Below are 12,270 nucleotides of genomic sequence, written 5' to 3' on the forward strand. Positions count from 1 at the left end.
TGCGGCCCTTGGGATTCGGGTTGCCGGAACGCTTGACGTCGTTGCGTAAACCTTGCGCCGCGGTGACCGCCCCTATCGGGGGGCTCAGGTTCCGTGGGCCTGGGGCCTAGAGGCACGTGCGTACTGCGTCTGGAGCGCGAGGTAGTCCCATCATGTCAGGGGCACAAGCGGAAAATCGGGGACGGGCGCATTTTTTTCCCGCCCTTTGTTGAAGCCGCCGGAAAGCGGCCCGAAACCCATGGCGCCCCATGGATCCGATCCGGCGGGATTGCGACGCGGCAGGCGATTTCGCCGGAGTCGCTAGCCGATCAGTCCCGACACCGGCGAGGACGGGTCCGCTGCCCCGCTGCGCGGCATGCGTCCCGCCAGGAACGAGGCCCGCCCGGCGATCACCGCATGCTTCATCGCCACCGCCATCCGCACGGGATCCCGCGCATGCGCGATCGCGCTGTTCAGCAGCACGGCGTCGCAGCCAAGCTCCATCGCTTGCGCGGCCTCGCTCGCCGTGCCGATGCCGGCATCCACCAGCACCGGGACCTTCGACTGCTCGATGATGGCGCGGATCATGAAGGGGTTGGCGATGCCGCGCCCGCTGCCGATCGGCGCGCCGAGCGGCATGATGGCGACGCAGCCCATCTCCTCCAGCCGCTTCGCCGCGACGGGGTCGTCGGCGCAGTAGACCATGACCTCGAAGCCGTCCTTGATGAGCGCCTCGGCCGCCTCGAGCGTCGCCTTCATGTCGGGGTAGAGGAAGGGCGGCGGGCCCAGCACCTCGAGCTTCACCAGGTTCCAGCCGCCGGCCTCGCGCGCAAGGCGCAACGTGCGGATCGCGTCCTGCGCGGTGAAGCAGCCCGCGGTGTTGGGGAGATAGGTGTAGCGGTCGGGCGGGACATGGTCCTGCAGCATCGGCGCCGAGCTGTCGGACAGGTTCACGCGGCGCACGGCGACGGTGACCATCTCGGCACCCGACGCCTCGATCGCGCGCGCGGTCTCCTCGAGGTCCTTGTAGCGCCCCGTGCCCACGACGAGCCGCGAGCGGAAGCTGCGGCCGGCCACCGTCCAGGTGTCCTCGGCCTGCTGGATGCCGTCGGCCATGGCCTCAGCCTCCTCCGATGAAATGCACGACTTCCAGCCGGTCGCCGGCTGCCAGGCGCGTGGTGGTCCAGGCGGAACGCGGCACGATCTCGAGGTTCCGCTCCACCGCGACCTTGGGCGCGGCAAGATTCAGCAGCGTCAGCAGGTCGGCGACCGAGGCGCCGTCCGGCACCTCGCGCGGCTCGCCATTGACCTCGACCGAGAGGGTTGCCGTGGTGGACATGGGGGGAATGTGGCGAGCGTCGGGGATGCGGGCAAGTAAGGGTCGGACCTGCCCAAGCTTTGCCCGGCTCGCGCTTGCGTGCTAGACGGCGCGCCCCGCCCGCGACACGGGAATTTCCCTTGACCCCGCCCCTGATCGCCGTCCTGAACGGCCCGAACCTGAACCTGCTCGGCACCCGCCAGCCCGAGGTCTATGGCCGCGACACCCTCGACGATGTCGAGGCGCTGTGCGCCGAGACCGCGGAGGCGCTCGGGCTCGCCATCGACTTCCGCCAGACCAATGGCGAGGGCGAGCTGGTGACCTGGGTGCAGGAATGCCGCGGCCGGGCGGCCGGGATCGTGATCAACCCCGCGGGCTACAGCCATACCTCCATCGCATTGATGGATGCGCTGAAGGCGGTGGACCTGCCGGTGGTCGAGGTCCACATCAGCAACATCCACCGCCGGGAGGAATTCCGGCACTTGAGCTACGTGTCGAAGGCCGCGACCGGCGTGATCTGCGGCCTCGGCATCCAGGGCTATGCGCTGGCGCTGCGCGCCATGGCCGAGCTGCTGGCCGAGCAAGGAGAGGCCTGATGGCCGGCGTGACCTTCGACCCCGCGGCGATCCGCGAACTCGCGAAGATCCTGCGCGAGACCGACCTGACCGAGATCGAGCTGGTCGAGAACGACAGCCGCATCCGCGTCGCGCGGCAGATCCAGTACCAGGCGGTGGCGCAGGTCGCCGCCGCGCCGGTCGCGGCCGCCGCGCCGGTCGCCATGCCGGCCGCCGCGGCGCCGGAAGCCGAGGGCCCGCATCCCGGCACCGTTACCTCGCCGATGGTCGGCGTCGCCTATCTCGCGCCGGAGCCCGGGGCGGCGCCCTTCATCACGCTCGGCGCGCGCGTCGCGCAGGGGCAGACGCTGCTGCTGATCGAGGCGATGAAGACCTTCAACCAGATCCGCGCGCCCAAGGCCGGCACGGTCACGCGCATCCTGGTGGAGGGCGGCTCGCCCGTCGAATACGGCGAGCCTCTGCTGGTGATCGAATAAGTGCGCCGGCCGATTCAGACCTTCGCAACGCGATGCGTCGCTCCGGTCATCGGACGGCGGCGCCCGGCCGAGTGAGGTAGGGCATGTCGTTCCGCAAGGTCCTGATCGCGAATCGCGGAGAGATCGCGCTCCGCGTCCATCGCGCCTGCCAGGAGATGGGCATCGAGACCGTCGCGGTGCACTCCACCGCCGACAACACCGCCATGCATGTGCGGCTGGCCGATGAGAGCGTCTGCATAGGCCCCCCGCCGGCGCGCGAGAGCTACCTCAACATGGCCGCGATCCTCTCGGCCGCGCAGATCACCGGGGCGGATGCGATCCACCCGGGCTACGGCTTCCTGTCGGAGAACGCGTCCTTCGCGGAAATGGTGGAGGCGCATGGCATCGCCTTCATCGGCCCGAGCCCCGAGCATATCCGCATGATGGGCGACAAGATCGCGGCGAAGGACGCGATGCGGCGCCTCGGCGTGCCGCTGGTCCCGGGTTCGATGGGCGCGCTCGAGAGCCTGGAGGAGGCGCGCGCCGTCGCCGAGGAGGTCATGTACCCCGTGCTGATCAAGGCCGCGGCCGGCGGCGGCGGGCGGGGGATGAAGGTCGCGCGCAGCGCGGACGAACTTGAGGAAGCCTGGCGCGTCGCGCGCACGGAAGCGAAGGCCGCCTTCGGCGACGACGCCGTCTACCTCGAGAAGTATCTCGACCGCCCGCGGCACATCGAGCTGCAGGTGCTGGCCGACACGCATGGCAACGTCGTGCATTTCGGCGAACGCGACTGCAGCCTGCAGCGCCGCCACCAGAAGCTGGTCGAGGAAGCCGGCAGCCCCGTGCTGAACGCGGCGGAGCGCGACGAGCTCGGCGCCAAGGTCACCGACGCGCTGAAGCAGCTTGGCTACCGGAATGCGGGCACGCTGGAGTTCCTCTGGCAGGACGGGCAGTTCGCCTTCATCGAGATGAACACCCGCCTGCAGGTCGAGCATCCCGTGACGGAGATGCTCTGCGGCGTGGACCTGGTGAAGGAGCAGATCCGCATCGCCGCCGGCCAGCCGCTGGGATACCGGCAGGAGGAGATCCGCTTCAGCGGCCATGCGATCGAATGCCGCATCACGGCGGAAGACCCCGAGACCTTCGCGCCGAGCCCGGGGCGTGTGGACATGTACCACGCGCCGGGGGGCCTCGGCGTGCGCGTGGATAGCGCGCTCTATTCCGGCTACGTCGTGCCGCCGCACTACGACAGCCTGGTCGCGAAGCTGGTGGTGCATGGCGGGACGCGGGCCGAGGCGATCGCGCGTCTGCGCCGCGCGCTGGCTGAGATGGTGGTCAGCGGCATCCGCACGACCCTGCCGCTGCACCAGATGATCGTCGCCGACCCCGAGTTCCAGGCAGGGGACTACACCATCCATTGGCTGGAGCGCTTCGTCGCGCGCATGCGCGGGGAGTAGGGGGCGAAGCTGCGCGCGGAGTAGCGGCCAGACCGGCTCAGTCGAGCGGGAAGGTGCGCATTTCCGGCGCCAACACCAGGCACTCCATCGCCAGCGCCAGGAACTCTTGGGTATGCTGGGCCGCCAGGTGCGTCTGCGCGGCCTCGAGGCTGGCCCAGCGCTCGATCGTCGCGATCTCCGCCTCGTCCGTCGCCGACACGTAGAGCTCGTAGGCGCGGCAGCCGGCTTCCCGCCTGCTGGCTGCAATGAATCGCGGCACTGCCGCCATCACCTTCGACGCCGCCTTCGCGTCCTTCAGGCGGCCACGCACGACGACCAACACCTCCGGCACGGTCCATCCCCCTCGCTGGGCTGACGGATCACTCTACCGCAGGATCGACCGCCGTGCCCAAGGATGCTTCGACCCGGCAGGCCCGACGTTAGGCCGTCACTCCGCGGCCTGTGCGCCCGGCGCCAGGTCCTCCGCCCGCGCCTCGGTCCCCGTGCGCAGCGTCAGCGCGACCAGGCCGCCGGCGAGCGCCACGGCGCCGAGCACCACCAGCCCCGTCCCGAAGCCGCCCGTGCGGTCGTGCAGCCAGCCCATCATGAACGGCCCGGCGAAGCCCGAGAGGTTGCCGATGGAGTTGATCGCCGCGATGCCCGCCGCGGCCGAGGTGCCGGTCAGGATGGCGCTCGGGATCGGCCACATGAGCGGTGGGTTGGCCGAGACGCCGATCTGCCCGAGGCAGAGCAGCGCCAGCACCAGCACCGGCGATCCCACCAGACCCGCGCCGGCGACGCCGATGGCCGAGATCAGCATCGAGGCGAAGAGGAACTGCCGCCGCTTCAGGGTCCGGTCCGACGCCCGCCCCAGCAGCACCATCCCCACCGCGCCGAAGACGAAAGGCAGAGCGGCCAGCAGGCCGGTCTGGACATTGGTCAGGCCGAAATCCTTGATGATCGTCGGCAGGAAGAAGGCGACGCCGTAGCTCGCGGCGTTGTGGCAGAAATAGACGAAGGAACAGGCCAGCACGCGCTTGTCCGACAGCGCCTTGCCGATGCCGAAATGCCCGTGCGTGTCCTCCTTCTGGCGCTTCTCGGCGGCCAGCCGAGCTTCCAGCCAGCCGCTCTCCTCGGCCGTCAGCCAGCGAGCCTGGTGGGGATGATCCGTCAGGAAGGCGATCACCGCGAAGGCCATCAGGATCGAGGGCACCGCCTCGAGCAGGAAGAGCCACTGCCAGCCCGAGAGGCCGAACCCCTCGACGTTCAGCAGCGCGCCCGAGACCGGCGCGCCGACGATGGAGGAGAAGGGGATCGCCAGCATGAAGAGCGCGACCACCCGCGCCCGGTAGACCGAGGGAAACCACAATGTCAGGTAGAAGATGATGCCGGGGAAGAAGCCGGCCTCCGCGGCGCCGAGCAGGAAGCGCAGCCCGTAGAACACCCATTCGTGGGAAATCCCGGTGAGCCGCGCGATCGGCTCGATGAAGGCGAAGAGGCCGGAGATCAGGCCCCAGGTCAGCATGATCCGCGCGATCCAGAGCCTTGCGCCGAAGCGGTCCAGCGCCAGGTTCGACGGCACCTCCAGCAGGAAATAGGAGATGAAGAAAAGCCCCGCGCCGAAGCCGTACATCGCCTCGGACAGGCCGAGCGCCTCGTTCATCTGCAGCTTCGCAAACCCGACATTCACCCTGTCGAGGTAGGCCACGAAGTAGCAGACGAAGAGGAACGGCATGAGCCGCCACATGACCTTGCGCGTGGTCCGCGTCTCGATGGCGTCCATGGCAGGCATCCTCCCGGGACTTCCCGTTCCCGTGGGCTGCATCGTGGGCAGGCGCCGCGGGTTCCCCGCGGGATCGCGGCGGCCTGATCCGTTGCCCTGCCGCGAATCTCGCACCTCGACGTATGAAGGCGCATAGTGCCGCCGTGAGCCGCCGCCAGTTCGAGATCACGCCGGAACTTCTGCTCCGCGCCTACCGCGCGGGGCTGTTTCCCATGGCGGAGAGCCGGCGGGGCGAGCGGCTGTACTGGCTCGACCCCGAGCAGCGCGGCGTCATCCCGCTGAACGGCTTCCACCTGCCCCGGCGCCTCGGGCGCACCGCGCTGTCCGACACCTTCGAGGTCACGACCAACCGCGACTTCGCGGGCACGGTCGCGGGCTGCGCGGCGCCGGCCGAGGGGCGGGAGGACACCTGGATCAACCTCGAGATCGAGCGCCTGTTTGCCGCGCTGCACCGGATGGGCCATGCCCATTCGGTCGAGGCCTGGCAGGACGGGAAGCTCGTGGGCGGGCTCTACGGAGTCGCGCTCGGCGGCGCCTTCTTCGGCGAGAGCATGTTCAGCCGCGTGAGCGACGCATCGAAGGTCGCGCTGGTGCACCTGGTCGCGCGGCTCCGGCTGTTCGGCTTCCGGCTGCTCGACGCACAGTTCCAGACCGCGCATCTCGCGCAGTTCGGCTGCGCGGAGGTGCCGCGCGCGATCTACAAGCGGCTGCTGGGCGAGGCGGTGGAACACCCGGCGCCCTGGGACGACCGCCCCGATCCCGGCCGCGTCGCCGCGGAGATCAGGGCGATGCGCAGCGGCGGGGAATAGCCGCTACCTCTCCCAGGGACGCGGCTTGCCGGCGGAAGCCGAGGGCGCGGAAGCCGGGGGCGCGGAGGCCGGCGGCGCCGAGGAGCGCGGCTGGAAGGCGGGCGGCGCGGCGGGCGGCGCGGCCGGCGCCTGGTAGGACGCCGGCGGCGCGGCATAGGCGGGCATCGCCGCGCCTGCGCCGGCCAGCGGGTCGGGGCCGTACTGGTTCGGGCCGGGCTGGCCGGGCTTCACGTAGAAGACGATCAGGATGATCGGCCCGGCGATCGGGATCAGCCCGAGCAGGATGAACCAGCCGCTCTTGCCGAGGTCGTGCATGCGCCGGATGGACACCGCGATGCCCGGCACCAGCAGCCCCAGCATCACCAGGAAGGACAGGGCGCTGAATCCGATGATGGCGGAGATGATGCCGTCCACGATGCTGGCCGCGATCTGGGCGCAGAAATTGAACAGGACGAACCACCAGAATTCCGACCGCCGCGCGCGGCCGCTGAAATTGGCGTAGTTGTTGAGACAGGTCTTCACGGCGTCCATGAAATTCATCGGAGCATTCCCCCAAGGGCTGCGATCGCCGCAGGATGCGCTGCCACCGTGCCCCGCGCCAAGGGGGAGAAGTGTTGCGCCTGTTGCGCGTGCTTCGCTTGCCGGTCATGCCCGTCGTGATCATGCTGGCGCGCCATGCCGAACCCCTATGCCGGGCTGCCCGATACCGCGTTCTGGCGCCGCGCGGTGTCCGGGGCGGAGACGCTGGACCCCGTCACCGCGCCGCGCTTCGGCATCGTCCCTTCCGACCGAATCGCCACCGCGGGCAGCTGCTTCGCCCAGCACATCGCGCGCGCGCTCGCCGCACGCGGCGTCGCGCCGCTGGTGACGGAGGACGGCCCCGCGGCGCGCGGCTTCGGCGTCTATCCCGCGCGCTTCGGCAACGTCTATTCGCCGCGCCAGCTGCTGCAGCTGTTCCGCCGCGCCTATGCCCTGTTCGAGCCGGAGGAGGAGGCCTGGACCCGCCCGGACGGGCGGCTCGTGGATCCCTTCCGCCCGCAGGTCGAGCCCGAGGGCTTCGCGGACCCGGATGCGCTGCGCGCCGACCGGGAGGCGCACCTGGCCGCCGTGCGGCGGATGTTCGAGCGCTGCGACGTGCTGGTCTTCACGCTCGGCCTGACGGAGGCCTGGGAATCGCGGCGCGACGGCGCGGTCTTCCCGCTCGCGCCCGGCGTGGTCGCGGCGCCCGAGCATGACGAAATCGGCTTCCGCAACTTCACGGTCGCCGAGATGGTCGCCGACCTCTCGGCCTTCCTCTCGCAGCTCCGGCGGGTCAATCCCGCGGTCCGGATCCTGCTGACGGTCTCGCCCGTGCCGCTGATCGCGACCTACGAGGCGCGGCACGTGCTGGTCTCCACCGTCGCCAGCAAGTCGGCGCTGCGCGTCGTGGCGGACGAGATCACCCGGGCCGACCGCGGGGTGGACTACTTCCCCTCCTACGAGATGATCGCCGGCCATCCCGCGCGCGGCCGCTGGTTCGAACGGGATCTGCGCGCCGTCTCGGCGGAGGGGGTCGCGATGGTAATGGAGGTGTTCTGCCGCCACTACCTCGGCGGGCCTGCCGCCCCGGCCCCGCCCGCGCGCACGGCCGACATCCCGCGGCGGGCGGCCGTGGAGGCGGCCGAGCTCGACGCCATCATTTGCGACGAGGAGGCGCTGGACCGTTGAGGATCGGCGTGCTGGGCAACTGCCAGGTCGGCGGCCTGGCCGCCAGCCTGGCCGCGCTCGCGCCCCGGGCGTCCATCCTCGCCGTGCGGCTCGACGCGATGCGGCAGCATGGCGGCACGGCGGCGGAGAACCTCGACCGGCTCGCCGGGGATCTCGCGGCCTGCGATGTCGTCTTCGCGCAGCCCGTGCCGCCGCGCTTCGGCCCCCTGTCGGGTGAGGCCTTCGCCGCGCGGGCGCGGCCGGTAGCGCTGCCGCGAATGGGCTTCGCCGGCTTCCATCCGGATTGCTGCTACGTCCGCGACGGGACCGGCGCGCTGCTGCGCGGGGGGCTCGACGTCTACAATTCCGCCCTGCTGGTCGGCTGCTTCCTGGAAGGCATCCCGCCGGCGCGCGCGCGGCGGCTGTTCAACGCCTATGCCTATGCCTCGCTCGGCTATTTCGACGTGATGGCCGAGGAGCTGGCGCGGCTCTCGGCGGCCTGGGCGGCGCTCGGCTTCGACCTCGCGGCGGCGCGGGCCGAGGCGCCGGCGGTCTTCATGCTGACGACCAACCATCCCCGCATCGGCCTGCTGCACGGGCTGGCGCGCCAGGCGCTTGCCCGCGCGGGCCTCGCGGCCTCGGACGCGCCGCCGCCCGAGGACGAGCTCGCGCGCAGCATCGTCTGGCCGGTCTATCCCGAGATCGCGGAACGGCTCGGTGTCGAGGGCGGCCTCGGCTTCCAGCTGAGCTGGCGGCGCCGGCTCGATCCCGAGGAGATGGTGCGGGCCTCCTTCGCAGCCTATGCCGCCGCCGCGGCGGCGCCCGGCATCGCGTCCTCGCCACAGATCGAGCGCGTGCGCGCCTTCCTGCGGGCCGAGGTGCTGCAGGTCGTCGACCCGCGGCCAGCAGCCACGCCGCGACCTGGCCCGGGGCGGCGCCAGCGCCGCGTTAAGGCGCCCGGCACTCCATGACGCGGATGTCGTAGACCGGGTGCTGGAGCATGTTCACGCCCGGAGCGTTGGCGAACATCCAGCCGCGGAACACCGCCGCGCCGTTGGCCGGCGCGCGGCTGTCGGCGATCTCCATCCAGGCCGCGGAATCCGGCACCTCGTCCGGGGGCCTGGCGTTGCAGGCGCGCACGGTGATGGTGAGCGAGCCGAACTGCGCGGGCGCGTTGACGGGCACGCGCAGCGTCGTGACGCGCGCCGTGACCTTGTCCAGCGCCTGCAGCTCCGCGACGCGTTGAGCCACCCAGCCCTGTTGCGCCGCGGCGCCGCCTGCGGCTGTGAGGAGCAGGATCGCGGCCAGGGCGCGCATCACATGCGCTTCGGGCTCGGCAGGGCGGCGATCATGTCGGTCAGGATTCGCCGCATCGCCTGCTCGTCCACGCCCATCAGCACCGCGTCCTCGAAGGTGTCGCGCAGGACCTGCGCGGCCTCCCGGTGGTTCTCCTCGAGCATCTTGAGCTTCTCGCGGCAGGAGACCGGCGCGCCGTCGGCGCCGGGCCAGGCCCTGGGTGTTTCGATCACGCTCATCGCTGCGGCGCCGGCGTCGCGCCCTCGTTGTTCTGGCCCCGGGAATTCCCCTGGCCTTCCGTCATCGAGAAGATGAAGCGGCCGAGCAGGGATTCCAGGCTCACCGACGACTGCGTGATGGTGATCTCGCCGCCCTGGCCGAGGATGCGCTCCGCGCCGCCCGGCACGATGGAGACGTAGCGCCCGCCGAGCAGCCCCTCGCTCGCGATCTCGGCTGAGCTGTCGGAGGGGATGCGTAGATTGCCGTCGAGGCGCAGCGTCAGCACGGCGAGGAAAGTCTGGGGATCGATGCGCTGGTCCAGGACGGAGCCGACCTTCACGCCGGCGATGCGGACATCGGCGCCGGGCGCGAGGCCGGCGATGCTGTCGAACTTGGCGCGCAGCGTGAGCCCCGTGCCGGAGACGCCGCTGCGGCCGGAATTGGTGATCGCGAAGACCAGGAACACCGCGGCGACCGCCAGCACCACCGCGCCGGCCGCGACCTCCGCGATCGAACGTCCCTTCATCGGCTGGTCAGCTTCCCGGCGTCCAGGCTTCGTAGTCGCCCGCGGTCAGTTGGCGGCGACCGCCCTCGTAGTCGTGGCCCTTCGGGCGATAGGCGTTCGCCGTGCCGGTCGGGTTCGGGCGATGCTCCACCATCCAGGGGTGCTTCTTCGCCTCGGGCAGCGGGGCGTCAGTGGTGTGGTGCAGCCAGCCATGCCACTCCGGCGGGACCGTCGTGGGGTCCTGGCCCCTGGCATAGATGACCCAGCGCCGCTTGCGGCCATAGGCGCGGTAGTCCGCGCGGGACTCGTAGTAGGTGTTGCCGAACCGGTCGGTGCCGATCTCGCGGCCGGCGGCGCGGGCGAGCATGCGCTCGAACATAGGCTTCCTCGATGCGCCTCGGGGGCGCCGTTCGCATCTGCGGTATGGGCCCAATGTCGCACAGACGGGCAAGCCGCGCAAAACACCGGGGTGCCCGGGCCTTATCCACATTTTCTCCACAGAATGTTGGGGTGCCGGCCCCACATCACCCCCAGATATGGCTTGCCGCCCCGCCGAGTCGCGGCCAGGATGCGGGCCATGTCCAGCCTGCGCGGAACCCTCTGGGACGGTGTGGCACTGTGGCGCGTGAGAGCCGCGCCGGACCCGGATTCCGCCCCCCGCGCGATCGCCCTTCCCGTGGAATGGGAGGAGGAGGAGGCCTCGGCGCTGGCCGCCATCGCGCCCGGCGCCGGCCCGGTCGTCCTGCCCCGCCTGGCCGAGGCCTGGATCGCTACGCTGGCCGAGCGCGGCCGCAGGCTCGGCCTGCTGGCCGACGACGCCGAGGCGCGGGGCTTCGCGGAGGGGCTGCGCGCGCTCGTCCTCGCCCGCCGCGGCGCCCCCGGCCTGTCGGTCTGGCGGGGCGACGCCAAGGCGCCTTCCCGCTTCGTGCTGAACCTGCCCGCCTTCCTCGAGCCCGATGGCGATCTCGACATCACGGGCTATGCCGAGGCTGTCGCGCTCGGCGTCCGGGCGCTCGACATCTTGACCGGCGGCAAGGCGCAGCGCCTGGCGATCGGCTTTGCCGACCTCGCGGGGCTGCTGGCGGGGCTGCGGCTGGCCTATGACAGCGACGCCGCGCGCGCCACGGCCGCGGCCATCGCGGCGCTGACCCGCGGCGCGGCCGAGGCCGAGAGCGGCCGCATCGCCGACATCCTCGGCGCGCGGGAGCCGGTCTGCCTGCTCGCCCCCTCCCCGCCCACCGCGACGCAGGTGCCAGGACTGGCGGAAGCGGCGCGCGCCGCGCTGGACGCCGCTGCGGGCTGCGCCGGGCTGCGCCATCTCGGCCTGGTCGCGATCGCCGCCCCGGACGCCGTGGAGCGGATGCTGGGCGCCGAGAGCGGCGGCTTCGCACCGGCCGCGGGCCCGTCCCGCCTGACCTTCGACCGCGAGGGCTGGGTGACCGACCAGCCGACCCGCGCCGCACTGCGCGCCGGGCCGCGCGCCGGGGCGCTGCTCGCCCCGGTGCCGCACGAGGCCTGGGTCGCGATGGCCCAGGCCGTCTCGCCCTTCCTGCATGCCGCCCCCCCGATGCCGGCGGCCGAGGCCGCGCCGGCGCGCCCCGCCGCGACGCCCGTGCGCGGCCCGGCCCTGCCGCTCGGCCGGCCGACGGGGGCGGTGTGGAAGGCGATGGTCGGCGGGCACCGCGTCGTGCTGCGCACGACGGAGGACGCGAACGGCCAGCCGACCGAACTCGCCATCGCGCTGACGAAGGAGGGCGCGGCCTATCGCAGCCTGATGGAGGCGATGATGCAGGCGGTCTCGATCGGGCTCGGCGCCGGCGTGCCGCTGGCGAGCTACGTCGAGGCCTATGCCTATACCCGCTTCGGCCCCGCCGGGGCGGTAGAGGGCGATCCCGCGATCCGGCGGGCGACCTCCGTCCTCGACTGGGCCTTCCGCAAGCTGGCGCGTGAGTATCTCGGCCGCACGGACCTGCACGATCCCACGGAGGCGGATTGCGCCCCCGACACGGTCGGCCGCGCGACGGAGCAGCTGACCCTCCTGCCGATGGATTTGCCGGAATCCCTCTCGCCGCGCGGACGGCGGCGGCAGATCAGGCTGGCGAGTTGATCGACGGGCCCGTCAGAAAACGCCCGCGGCTGAGGGCTGGCGAGGGATTTTCCGGCCTGGGCAGGAAGACGGCGCAGCCGATGGTTGTTCCATCGGCAAGCC

16 protein-coding genes are annotated in these 12,270 nt (G+C 71.6%); 7 read left to right on the forward strand and 9 right to left on the reverse strand.

The genetic code is table 11. The annotated features are described in order from the left end of the window. Positions 1–300: 300 nt before the first annotated feature. Together ACLF3M_RS05545 and thiS are read right to left on the reverse strand one after the other, a co-directional pair. Positions 301–1,095, reverse strand: coding sequence for a thiazole synthase (locus ACLF3M_RS05545; RefSeq protein ID WP_430655866.1), 795 nt, complete (start codon positions 1,093–1,095; stop codon positions 301–303). Positions 1,096–1,099: 4 nt separating this feature from the next. Further along, on the reverse strand, positions 1,100–1,318 hold the full coding sequence (gene thiS, locus ACLF3M_RS05550; RefSeq protein ID WP_430655867.1) for a sulfur carrier protein ThiS: 219 nt from the start codon (positions 1,316–1,318) through the stop codon (positions 1,100–1,102). A 119-nt stretch (positions 1,319–1,437) separates the two neighbouring features. On the opposite strand from thiS, the gene aroQ reads away from it, so the two are divergent. From aroQ to accC, 3 genes are all read left to right on the forward strand, one after another. After that, a complete protein-coding gene (gene aroQ, locus ACLF3M_RS05555; RefSeq protein WP_430655868.1) occupies positions 1,438–1,893 on the forward strand; it encodes a type II 3-dehydroquinate dehydratase in 456 nt (151 codons plus the stop codon). After that, positions 1,893–2,348: an acetyl-CoA carboxylase biotin carboxyl carrier protein gene (accB, locus tag ACLF3M_RS05560; protein WP_430655869.1), complete on the forward strand. Its 456-nt coding sequence runs from the start codon at positions 1,893–1,895 to the stop codon at positions 2,346–2,348. Before aroQ ends, accB begins: the two co-directional genes overlap by 1 nt. 83 nt (positions 2,349–2,431) lie before the next feature. Beyond that, positions 2,432–3,784 carry an acetyl-CoA carboxylase biotin carboxylase subunit gene (gene accC, locus ACLF3M_RS05565; RefSeq protein ID WP_430655870.1) on the forward strand — a complete coding sequence of 451 codons (1,353 nt, stop codon included), beginning with the start codon at positions 2,432–2,434 and terminating at the stop codon, positions 3,782–3,784. 37 nt (positions 3,785–3,821) lie between these two features. Here the strand turns inward: accC and ACLF3M_RS05570 are convergent, their stop codons facing one another. Together ACLF3M_RS05570 and ACLF3M_RS05575 are read right to left on the reverse strand one after the other, a co-directional pair. Then, positions 3,822–4,115, reverse strand: coding sequence for a putative quinol monooxygenase (locus ACLF3M_RS05570; protein WP_430655871.1), 294 nt, complete (start codon positions 4,113–4,115; stop codon positions 3,822–3,824). Positions 4,116–4,211: 96 nt separating this feature from the next. Further along, positions 4,212–5,546, reverse strand: coding sequence for an MFS transporter (locus tag ACLF3M_RS05575; protein WP_430655872.1), 1,335 nt, complete (start codon positions 5,544–5,546; stop codon positions 4,212–4,214). A 122-nt stretch (positions 5,547–5,668) separates the two neighbouring features. On the opposite strand from ACLF3M_RS05575, the gene aat reads away from it, so the two are divergent. After that, the gene (gene aat, locus ACLF3M_RS05580) at positions 5,669–6,355 is read left to right on the forward strand and encodes a leucyl/phenylalanyl-tRNA--protein transferase (protein WP_430655873.1); all 687 of its coding nucleotides are present in this window, start codon (positions 5,669–5,671) and stop codon (positions 6,353–6,355) included. A 3-nt stretch (positions 6,356–6,358) separates the two neighbouring features. Here aat and ACLF3M_RS05585 read toward each other — a convergent pair whose 3' ends face one another. Further along, positions 6,359–6,895, reverse strand: coding sequence for a DUF805 domain-containing protein (locus ACLF3M_RS05585; RefSeq protein WP_430655874.1), 537 nt, complete (start codon positions 6,893–6,895; stop codon positions 6,359–6,361). 135 nt (positions 6,896–7,030) lie between these two features. On the opposite strand from ACLF3M_RS05585, the gene ACLF3M_RS05590 reads away from it, so the two are divergent. After that, complete coding sequence (locus ACLF3M_RS05590; protein ID WP_430655875.1) at positions 7,031–8,062, forward strand: GSCFA domain-containing protein; 1,032 nt, start codon at positions 7,031–7,033, stop codon at positions 8,060–8,062. After that, positions 8,059–9,012 carry a WcbI family polysaccharide biosynthesis putative acetyltransferase gene (locus tag ACLF3M_RS05595; protein WP_430655876.1) on the forward strand — a complete coding sequence of 318 codons (954 nt, stop codon included), beginning with the start codon at positions 8,059–8,061 and terminating at the stop codon, positions 9,010–9,012. The genes ACLF3M_RS05590 and ACLF3M_RS05595 overlap by 4 nt, the downstream gene beginning before the upstream one ends. Here ACLF3M_RS05595 and ACLF3M_RS05600 read toward each other — a convergent pair. The 4 genes from ACLF3M_RS05600 to ACLF3M_RS05615 are packed head-to-tail and all read right to left on the reverse strand — an operon-like array spanning position 8,990 to position 10,428. Next, a complete protein-coding gene (locus tag ACLF3M_RS05600) occupies positions 8,990–9,358 on the reverse strand; it encodes a DUF2155 domain-containing protein (protein ID WP_430655877.1) in 369 nt (122 codons plus the stop codon). The two genes, ACLF3M_RS05595 and ACLF3M_RS05600, sit on opposite strands and share 23 nt — an antisense overlap. Continuing rightward, positions 9,358–9,576, reverse strand: coding sequence for a hypothetical protein (locus ACLF3M_RS05605; protein WP_430655878.1), 219 nt, complete (start codon positions 9,574–9,576; stop codon positions 9,358–9,360). Before ACLF3M_RS05605 ends, ACLF3M_RS05600 begins: the two co-directional genes overlap by 1 nt. Then, entirely contained in the window at positions 9,573–10,082 is a 510-nt protein-coding gene (gene mlaD, locus ACLF3M_RS05610; protein ID WP_430655879.1) for an outer membrane lipid asymmetry maintenance protein MlaD, read from the reverse strand. The genes ACLF3M_RS05605 and mlaD overlap by 4 nt, the downstream gene beginning before the upstream one ends. Positions 10,083–10,089: 7 nt before the next feature. After that, a complete protein-coding gene (locus ACLF3M_RS05615; RefSeq protein ID WP_430655880.1) occupies positions 10,090–10,428 on the reverse strand; it encodes an NADH:ubiquinone oxidoreductase subunit NDUFA12 in 339 nt (112 codons plus the stop codon). A gap of 210 nt (positions 10,429–10,638) precedes the next feature. Here ACLF3M_RS05615 and ACLF3M_RS05620 point away from each other — a divergent pair, with 210 nt between their 5' ends. Continuing rightward, positions 10,639–12,168, forward strand: coding sequence for a hypothetical protein (locus ACLF3M_RS05620; protein ID WP_430655881.1), 1,530 nt, complete (start codon positions 10,639–10,641; stop codon positions 12,166–12,168). Positions 12,169–12,270: the final 102 nt, after the last annotated feature.

The sequence above is a fragment of the Falsiroseomonas sp. HW251 genome (assembly GCF_050563545.1).
Classification (GTDB): Bacteria; Pseudomonadota; Alphaproteobacteria; order Acetobacterales; family Acetobacteraceae; genus Falsiroseomonas.

What these genes read in the sequence shown, in the direction of transcription:
- ACLF3M_RS05545 (WP_430655866.1), bottom strand. Translation starts at nt 1,095, where the DNA reads ATGGCCGACGGCATCCAGCAGGCCGAGGACACCTGGACGGTGGCCGGC.
- thiS (WP_430655867.1), bottom strand. Translation starts at nt 1,318, where the DNA reads ATGTCCACCACGGCAACCCTCTCGGTCGAGGTCAATGGCGAGCCGCGC.
- accB (WP_430655869.1), top strand. Translation starts at nt 1,893, where the DNA reads ATGGCCGGCGTGACCTTCGACCCCGCGGCGATCCGCGAACTCGCGAAG.
- accC (WP_430655870.1), top strand. Translation starts at nt 2,432, where the DNA reads ATGTCGTTCCGCAAGGTCCTGATCGCGAATCGCGGAGAGATCGCGCTC.
- ACLF3M_RS05575 (WP_430655872.1), bottom strand. Translation starts at nt 5,546, where the DNA reads ATGGACGCCATCGAGACGCGGACCACGCGCAAGGTCATGTGGCGGCTC.
- aat (WP_430655873.1), top strand. Translation starts at nt 5,669, where the DNA reads ATGAAGGCGCATAGTGCCGCCGTGAGCCGCCGCCAGTTCGAGATCACG.
- ACLF3M_RS05585 (WP_430655874.1), bottom strand. Translation starts at nt 6,895, where the DNA reads ATGAATTTCATGGACGCCGTGAAGACCTGTCTCAACAACTACGCCAAT.
- ACLF3M_RS05590 (WP_430655875.1), top strand. Translation starts at nt 7,031, where the DNA reads ATGCCGAACCCCTATGCCGGGCTGCCCGATACCGCGTTCTGGCGCCGC.
- ACLF3M_RS05600 (WP_430655877.1), bottom strand. Translation starts at nt 9,358, where the DNA reads ATGCGCGCCCTGGCCGCGATCCTGCTCCTCACAGCCGCAGGCGGCGCC.
- ACLF3M_RS05605 (WP_430655878.1), bottom strand. Translation starts at nt 9,576, where the DNA reads ATGAGCGTGATCGAAACACCCAGGGCCTGGCCCGGCGCCGACGGCGCG.
- mlaD (WP_430655879.1), bottom strand. Translation starts at nt 10,082, where the DNA reads ATGAAGGGACGTTCGATCGCGGAGGTCGCGGCCGGCGCGGTGGTGCTG.
- ACLF3M_RS05615 (WP_430655880.1), bottom strand. Translation starts at nt 10,428, where the DNA reads ATGCTCGCCCGCGCCGCCGGCCGCGAGATCGGCACCGACCGGTTCGGC.
- ACLF3M_RS05620 (WP_430655881.1), top strand. Translation starts at nt 10,639, where the DNA reads ATGTCCAGCCTGCGCGGAACCCTCTGGGACGGTGTGGCACTGTGGCGC.